We start from the raw sequence: 6,906 nt of genomic DNA on the forward strand, positions 1-6,906 counted from the left end.
CAAATCGGTGACAGTATACTTAATTGCCGTCAGTGTCGCCAAGCCGGCGCGGCGCTGGGTCAGGGCGGTGGACCGTCTCCCCATACGGCGAGTTAAATATACTGTCCCCGTAACTTTGCTGGCAGTGCTCCACGATCGCAACGAGCAGGAGCGCCTGCACGCCGGGCGCCAGATCGTGACCCATTCCCTCGATGATCTGCAGGCGGGCGCCGGGGATGAGCCGTGCCGTCTCGCGGCCGGCGGACACGGGCAGCAGTGGATCGTCGGCTCCGTGCACCACCAGCGTCGGCACCCGGATCGATGCCAGTTCGCGCCGCCGGTCGCCGGCAGCGATGACGGCCAGGAGCTGATGCACCTGTCCACGCGGATGGTACGCGCGGCGAAGTCCGCGCTCGACGTGCCGGCGCAACTCGACCGCATCCGACGGAAAGCCGGGGCTGCCGATGACGCTGAAGACGCGCAGCAGGTGGTCGGCCCGACTGCGCAGACAGTCGGGCTTCGCCGGCCGGCCGAGCAGCTGGCGCAGGGCGGCGGGCTTGCCGAGCGAACTCCGCCAGTTGCCGGTCGCCGACATGATCGAACACAGGCTCAGCACCCGCTGCGGATGACGAGCCGCCAGGCACTGGCCGACCATGCCACCGAGCGACACTCCGACGATGTGCGCACGCGGCACCTGCAGGGCATCGAGCAATCCGACGGCATCGTCGGCCATGTCGGCCAGCAGATAGGGCGCCGGTACCGGCAGACGCAGCAGGCCGCGCGCAATGGCCAGCAGGAGGCGCGGTCGCTGCCGCCAGACGATGCGTGTCGAACGGCCCGTGTCGCGGTTGTCGAAGCGGATGACGCGGAAACCCTGCTCGACGAGACGATGGCAGAATTCGTCGGGCCAGGCGACGAGTTGCATGCCCAGCCCCATGATCAGCAGGATCACCGGGGCGTCGTCGTCGCCCAGACTCTGGTAGCAGATTTCGATGCCGTTGGCGTTGACGAAGGACTCGCCGGGCAGCGCGTCGTCAGCGGCGGGCCTGCTGGCCTCCCTGCCCGGCAGCGACGCGAGGGCGGGCATCAGTACCTGGCCCGCCGTCGCGGATCGGGGTAGAGGTAGCTCCTGAACCCCGAGCGGTCGAACGGCTGCCAGGCATCCTCCGCCTGCGCCAGGCGATCGGCGATCGCGTACAGGGTCAGCGGATTCATCCCCATGCCGAGGTGGCTCGCCTGCACCTCGATGTTGTCGGTATGCGGACTGTCGCGCTCGAGGCTGCACTGCCAGGCGACGACACCGTCACTGCGACTGAAGATCGACGTCGTCGGCACCGGCGGCGGCGTCCGCAGCGGTTCATGGATGTCCGGCGCGCCGATCTTGTGGCCGGTCGCCCACTCGTAGATCCGCCAGGCGTTCGTCGCCTTCGGATGCCCGGTGAACGGAGTGCCCATGGTGATCACCTGGCGCACGACATCCGGTCGCGCCTTGGCCAGCTCGCGCGCGTAGATGCCGCCAAGGCTCCAGCCGACGAGGCTCAGCGAGCGCCCGTGTTCCCGCGCGAGGCGGTCGAGCAGCGCGAGGCAGGCATCGATGACGCCATCGCGCGGACCGCGGTTGATCCCCAGTCCCCATGGGTAGACCGCGTAGCCACGGCTACGCAGATAGTTGCGCAACGGCAGCGTCGACAGGTCGCCGGTGATCAGGCCAGGGAAGACCAGAACGGGATGGCCGTCACCACTCGGAGCCATGCTCAGCAAAGGCGTCGCCGCGATGCTCGCGCCATACTCCCAGCCGGCACGCATCTCGAGCGCCAGCCGCAGCCATCCGGGCGAGCGCAGGAGACCGAGTTCATACCACTGATGCGGCTCGTACATGCGCTCAGGCTCCTCCTGTCGAAGACCTTCGGCGAGACGCGCCGCGGGCAGCGGCCGGCAGCGCTGCCGGGCGCTGCCGGGCACCCACCGTGCGGCGCCGGGGCTGCTGCGCCTGCCCGGCTGCCGGCGGCACGTCGGACAACTGCGCCAGCTCGACATAGGCCGCCTGCAGTGCCGTCGCCAGCGATTGCACCTCGGGCACCGCGGCACGCGCCACGGTCAGGCCGAAATCGAGCGATCCGCAATAGCTGAAGAGCGTGATGTTGAGCCCGAGACCGTGCGTGACGATGCTCAGCGGCCAGCAGGCACGGATGCGTCCTCCAGCAACATAGAGCGGCTGCCGCGGACCCGGCACGTTGGAAATCGCCAGATTGGCCAGTGGCGGGACGTGCGCCGCCAGTCCCGAACGCCCGTAAAGCGACGCCAGCCCGCCGACGACCCAGGGCACGCCGAGCGAGGGGAAATCGGTCGGAATGATCGATCGGGCACGCTTCGTCAGCGCCTTGGCGGCGCCGGCGGCGGCGCGTACCGCCTGCAGTCGGCGCAGCGGATCGGCGACATCGGTCGCCAGGCGGACCAGCGTCAGCGTCGCCTGGATCGTCATTTCGGTGTTGCCGGCGTCGCGCAGCGAGACCGGCATCGTCGCCAGCAGCGACTTGCGCGGCACGCCACCGTGCGCGGCGAGGTAATCGCGCAGGGCAGCGCTGCACAGCGCCAGCACGACATCGTTCAGCGTCGCCCCATGCCGCTCGGCGATGGCCCTGACCCCGGCGAGTGGCAGTGACACGGCGGCGAAGCCGCGCTCGGCGGTGATCGGACCATTGAGTGCGGTACGCGGCCCGAAGCCCAGATTCTGCCGCATCCCTTCTGCCGCTGGCTGACGCCGCCCGCCGATCAGTCCAGCCAGCAGTCGCACGGCGGACGGCACCTGCGCCAGCAGGCTGAGCGACTGCGTCGCCGTATGGCGCAAGGCGCCGGTAAGTCGCGCGCCGGTGCCGGCACGCTCCGCCTCGCCAACCAGCGCCCGCCAGTCGGAAGGCAGCGGCGGCGGGTCCGGGCTGTCGTCGAAGATCGACGCCGCCAGCCCGAGGCCGGAGATGCCATCGATGGCGGCATGATGCACCTTGAGGTAGATCGCCACCTCGCCAGCAGCCAGCCCGTCGATGATCGCCAGCTGCCACAGCGGAGCGTGGCGATCGAGCACGGTCGAGTGCAGGACTGCGACGCAGGCGTGCAGCTCCGCGACGCCGCCCGGCTGCGGCAGGACGATCCGCTGCAGATGCCGCGCAAAATCGGGGATCCCGCCATCGACCCACAGCGGATTGGCAAAATGCAGCGGCAAGGGCGCCAGCCGGGCACGGAAGAAGGGCGACAACGCCAGCCTGGGCAGCAGACGCTCGATCTACACCGTCCGGGCGGCGGCACCACGAACAGCGTGAAGAAGGTGCCGATGCAGCAGATGCCGCCGACGATCACCCAGCCGATCTGCTGGCGGCTCTCCGCGCCGCGCCGGCCGCGCCAGCGCCAGCGGCATCCGCGCGCCCAGCACCATCGCGCCGGTGGTCATCAGGATCGGCCGCAGGCGCAGCACCGCCGCGGAAGCCTCGATCACCGCCTCGCGCATCTCCTGCCCGCGCTCGCGCAGCTGGTTGGCGAACTCGACGATCAGGATGCCGTGCTTGGTGATCAGCCCGACCAGCGTCACCAGGCCGATCTGGCTATAGACGTTGAGCGTGCCGCCGGTCAGCAGCAGCGCCAGCAGCGCGCCGGTCATCGACAGCGGCACCGTCAGCATGATGACGAAGCGGATCGCGGAAGCTCTCGAACTGCGCCGCCAGCACCAGGTAGATGAAGGCCAGCGCGAGCACGAAGGTCAGCGCCAGCGACTCCGACGAGAGCTTGAACTCGCGCGACTGGCCGTCGTAGTCCACCGCATAGCCCGGCGGCAGGATGCGCGCGCGCCGTCGCTCCATCCACTTCAGCGCCTCGCCCATGGTGTAGCCCGGCGCCAGGTTGGCGGTGATCGTCACCGCGCGCGCTGGCCGAAGTGGTTGAGTTCGCGCGGCGCTGACGCGTCTCATCACGCGCACCAGGTTGGCGAGCGGCACCATGCTGCCGTCGCGCGCGCGCACGTAGATGTCGCGGATGTCGGCGGGTCGCGGCGCTCGGCGGCGCCACCTGCACGATCACGTCGTACTGCTCGCCGTCGCGCTTGAAGCGCGTGACCTGGCGACCGCCGAGCATGGTCTCCAGCGTGCGGCCGACGGTCTCGACTGACGCCGAGTGTCGGCCATCGCTTGTCGCGGTTGACGATCACCGCAGTTCCGGCTTGTTCAGCTTGAGGTCGGTATCGACGTTGGTGAAGCCGGGGTTCTTCGCGCACCTCGTCGAGGAATCTGTCGCCGTCATCGCGCTCGAGTTCGGCGTAGGAAGCCGAGGTCGACGACCACGAAGCTGATCGGCCGCGAGCGCGGACTCTGCCCGAGCGATGGCGGTTGATCGGGAAGGCCAGCACGCCGGGGACGCCGCATGAACTTGCGGCTGCAGCTCCTCGACGATCGGCCGCCGCCTTGCGCGCGCTCCGCCCAGTCCACCAGCCGACGAAGGAGATGCCCTGCGACGACCGTCGGGTTGCCGGCGACGACGAAGTAGCGCTCGATGTCCGGCGGTGCCGGCGTAGATGTCCTCGATCTGTCGCGCGTAACGGTCGGTGTAGTCGAGCGTCGCGCCCTCGGGCCGGGAAGACGCCGATGATGACGCCGCGGTCCTCGATCGGCGCGAGCTCCGACTTCAGCGCGCCGAGGAGGAAGACTCCCCGCCGGCGACCAGGGCGAAGACGAGCATCACCAGCCAGCGCCGCCGCAGCGCCGCGGTCAGCGCCCGGCGGTAGCCGGCGGTCAGCGCCGCGAAGCAGCCGCTCGACCCACAGTTGTAGGCCCGTCCGTGCGTGGTCTCGTGCGCAGCAGCAGCGAGCACATCATCGGCGACAGCGTCAGCGCGACGAAGCCCGACACGATCACCGCGCCGGCGAGCGTCAGCGCGAACTCGGTGAAGAGCTTGCCGGTGCGCCCGGTCATGAAGGCCACCGGCGCATACACCGCGGCCAGCGTGATCGTCATCGCGACGACCGCGAAGCCGATCTCGCTCGCCCCCTGGAAGGCGGCCTGACGGCGCGGCATGCCGTCCTCGATGTGGCGGTAGATGTTCTCCAGCACGACGATCGCATCGTCCACCACCAGCCCGATCGCCAGCACCAGCGCCAGCAGCGTCAGCGTGTTGATCGAGAAGCCGAGCACCAGCATCAGCGCGAAGGCACCGATCAGCGACACCGGGATCGTCACCAGCGGGATCAGCGTCGCCCGCAGGTTGCGCAGGAAGAAGAAGATCACCAGCAGGACGAGCAGCATCGCCTCGCCGATGGTCTTGAACACCGCGTCGATCGAGCGGTCGATGAACACCGACGTGTCGTAGGCGACGTCGCCTTCATGCCCGGCGGCAGGTCGGCGACGAGCTTCGGCACCTCGGCGCGCAGGCGCGCGAGAGCTCGAGCGGGTTGGCCACCGCCTGCTTGATGACGCCGATCGGCGACCGCCGGCCGCCCGTTGAAGCGGACGACTGCTGCGCTCGTCGAGGCGGCGCCGATCTCGACGCGGCCGACGTCGCGGATGCGCACCGGGTAGCCGCGCGGCGTCGGTCGCCTGCTTGACGATGATGCGCCGAACTGCTCGGGCCGTGCGACAGGTCGGTCTGCGCCACCACCGTGAACTCGCGCGCTCTCGCTCTCGATGCGCCCGGCCGGCATCTCGACGTTCTGGCGCGGATCGCGTCCTCGACGTCCTGCACCGTCAGGTTGTAGGCGGCGAGGCGGTCGCGATCGAGCCAGATGCGCATCGCGAACTTGCGTTCGCCGAAGACGCGCACGTCGGCCGCACCGGGCAGCGTCTGCAGGCGCGGCTTGATGACGCGGTTGGCGACGTCGGTGACCTCGAGCGGCGAGTGCTTGTCGGACGAGAACGCCAGCCAGATGATCGGGTTGGCGTCGGCCTCGACCTTGGCGATCACCGGCTCGTCGATCGCCGTCGGGCAGCTTGTTGCGCACGCGCGAGACGCGGTCGCGCACGTCGGCCGCCGCCGAGTCGGGTTGCGCTCGAGCTTGAAGCGCACCGTGATCTGGCTGTTCTCCTGGCGGCGAGATCGAGGTGATGACGTCGACGCCCTCGATGCCGGCGAGCGAATCCTCGAGTGGCTTGGTGACCTGCGACTCCATGATCTCGGCCGACGCGCCGCGGTAGGTCGTGTCGACCGTCACCACCGGCTCGTCGATCTTCGGATACTCGCGCACCGGCAGGCGCGAGTACGAGACCAGGCCGACCAGCATGATCGCCAGCGACAGCACGGTCGCGAACACCGGCCGCCGGATGCAGATCTCGGAGATCTTCATCGGCCCTCACCCCGCGCCATCGCCCCTCGGCCGCCGCCGCCCCGTGGCGGTGGCGCGGTGGCCGCCCCGGTGGCACGCCGCCGCCTGCCGCCGGCGCGGCCAGCTTCACCGCGGCGCGCCGTCGCGCAGCTTGAGCTGGCCGGCGGTGACCACTTCACCTCGCCGGCGCTGCAGGCCCTCGACCACCTCGACCATCGCATCGCGCCGCATGCCGGTGCGACCTCGACCGCCGCGCCTTGCCCTCGACGACGCGATAGACGATACTGGCTGCTTGCCCGGTCCGGCACCAGCGCCTGTTCCGGCAGCATCAGCGACATCGCTGCGCTTCTCGGAAGATCAGGCGCACGCGGACGAACATGCCGGGACGCAGGTGCCGCTCGGGTTGGCTCATCCGGGCGCGCAGCGAGATCGCGCGGCCGCCGGCCTCGACCAGCGGGTCGACCGCTTCGAGCGACGGCGGTGAACACGCTCGCCCGGCAGCGCGTCGCTCGCCACCTCCAGCTGCTGCCCGGGCTTCGCAACTGCGGCAGGTACGAGCTCGGGCAGGCGGAAATCGACCTTCAGCGTCGCGATGTCTTCGAGGTTGACCAGATCCTGCCCTTCCTTGA

6 protein-coding genes and 2 pseudogenes are annotated in these 6,906 nt (G+C 69.8%); 1 reads left to right on the forward strand and 7 read right to left on the reverse strand.

From position 1 onward, the window contains the following. Positions 1 to 19: 19 nt before the first annotated feature. From V5B60_RS22055 to V5B60_RS22075, 5 genes are read right to left on the reverse strand one after another with little or no spacing between them, the layout of a single operon-like run. Positions 20 to 1,066, reverse strand: coding sequence for an alpha/beta fold hydrolase (locus V5B60_RS22055; protein ID WP_332350334.1), 1,047 nt, complete (start codon positions 1,064 to 1,066; stop codon positions 20 to 22). Next, the gene (locus tag V5B60_RS22060; protein WP_332350336.1) at positions 1,066 to 1,857 is read right to left on the reverse strand and encodes an alpha/beta hydrolase; all 792 of its coding nucleotides are present in this window, start codon (positions 1,855 to 1,857) and stop codon (positions 1,066 to 1,068) included. The genes V5B60_RS22055 and V5B60_RS22060 overlap by 1 nt, the downstream gene beginning before the upstream one ends. Before the next feature lie 4 nt (positions 1,858 to 1,861). Continuing rightward, positions 1,862 to 3,232 (reverse strand): wax ester/triacylglycerol synthase family O-acyltransferase, encoded by a 1,371-nt coding sequence (locus tag V5B60_RS22065; RefSeq protein ID WP_332350338.1) that lies wholly within the window; start codon positions 3,230 to 3,232, stop codon positions 1,862 to 1,864. Between the two features lie 27 nt (positions 3,233 to 3,259). Beyond that, positions 3,260 to 3,631, reverse strand: coding sequence for an efflux RND transporter permease subunit (locus V5B60_RS22070; protein WP_332350339.1), 372 nt, complete (start codon positions 3,629 to 3,631; stop codon positions 3,260 to 3,262). After that, on the reverse strand, positions 3,576 to 3,968 hold the full coding sequence (locus tag V5B60_RS22075; RefSeq protein WP_332350341.1) for an efflux RND transporter permease subunit: 393 nt from the start codon (positions 3,966 to 3,968) through the stop codon (positions 3,576 to 3,578). Before V5B60_RS22075 ends, V5B60_RS22070 begins: the two co-directional genes overlap by 56 nt. Positions 3,969 to 4,002: 34 nt before the next feature. Between V5B60_RS22075 and V5B60_RS22080 the strand changes: the two genes are divergently transcribed. After that, positions 4,003 to 4,134 (forward strand): hypothetical protein, encoded by a 132-nt coding sequence (locus V5B60_RS22080; protein WP_332350343.1) that lies wholly within the window; start codon positions 4,003 to 4,005, stop codon positions 4,132 to 4,134. Positions 4,135 to 4,754: 620 nt separating this feature from the next. On the opposite strand, the pseudogene V5B60_RS22320 reads toward V5B60_RS22080, so the two are convergent. Further along, a pseudogene (locus V5B60_RS22320) lies at positions 4,755 to 6,298 on the reverse strand (efflux RND transporter permease subunit). Positions 6,299 to 6,685: 387 nt separating this feature from the next. Further along, positions 6,686 to 6,906, reverse strand: a pseudogene (locus V5B60_RS22100) (hypothetical protein); the annotation flags it as partial.

This window comes from Accumulibacter sp. (assembly GCF_036625195.1).
In the GTDB taxonomy this organism is placed as follows: Bacteria; Pseudomonadota; Gammaproteobacteria; order Burkholderiales; family Rhodocyclaceae; genus Accumulibacter.

Excerpts from the sequence above, each read along its gene's own strand:
- V5B60_RS22055 (WP_332350334.1), bottom strand. The coding sequence starts at position 1,066 with ATGCCCGCCCTCGCGTCGCTGCCGGGCAGGGAGGCCAGCAGGCCCGCC.
- V5B60_RS22060 (WP_332350336.1), bottom strand. The coding sequence starts at position 1,857 with ATGTACGAGCCGCATCAGTGGTATGAACTCGGTCTCCTGCGCTCGCCC.
- V5B60_RS22070 (WP_332350339.1), bottom strand. The coding sequence starts at position 3,631 with ATGACCGGCGCGCTGCTGGCGCTGCTGCTGACCGGCGGCACGCTCAAC.
- V5B60_RS22075 (WP_332350341.1), bottom strand. The coding sequence starts at position 3,968 with ATGGTGCCGCTCGCCAACCTGGTGCGCGTGATGAGACGCGTCAGCGCC.
- V5B60_RS22080 (WP_332350343.1), top strand. The coding sequence starts at position 4,003 with ATGTCGGCGGGTCGCGGCGCTCGGCGGCGCCACCTGCACGATCACGTC.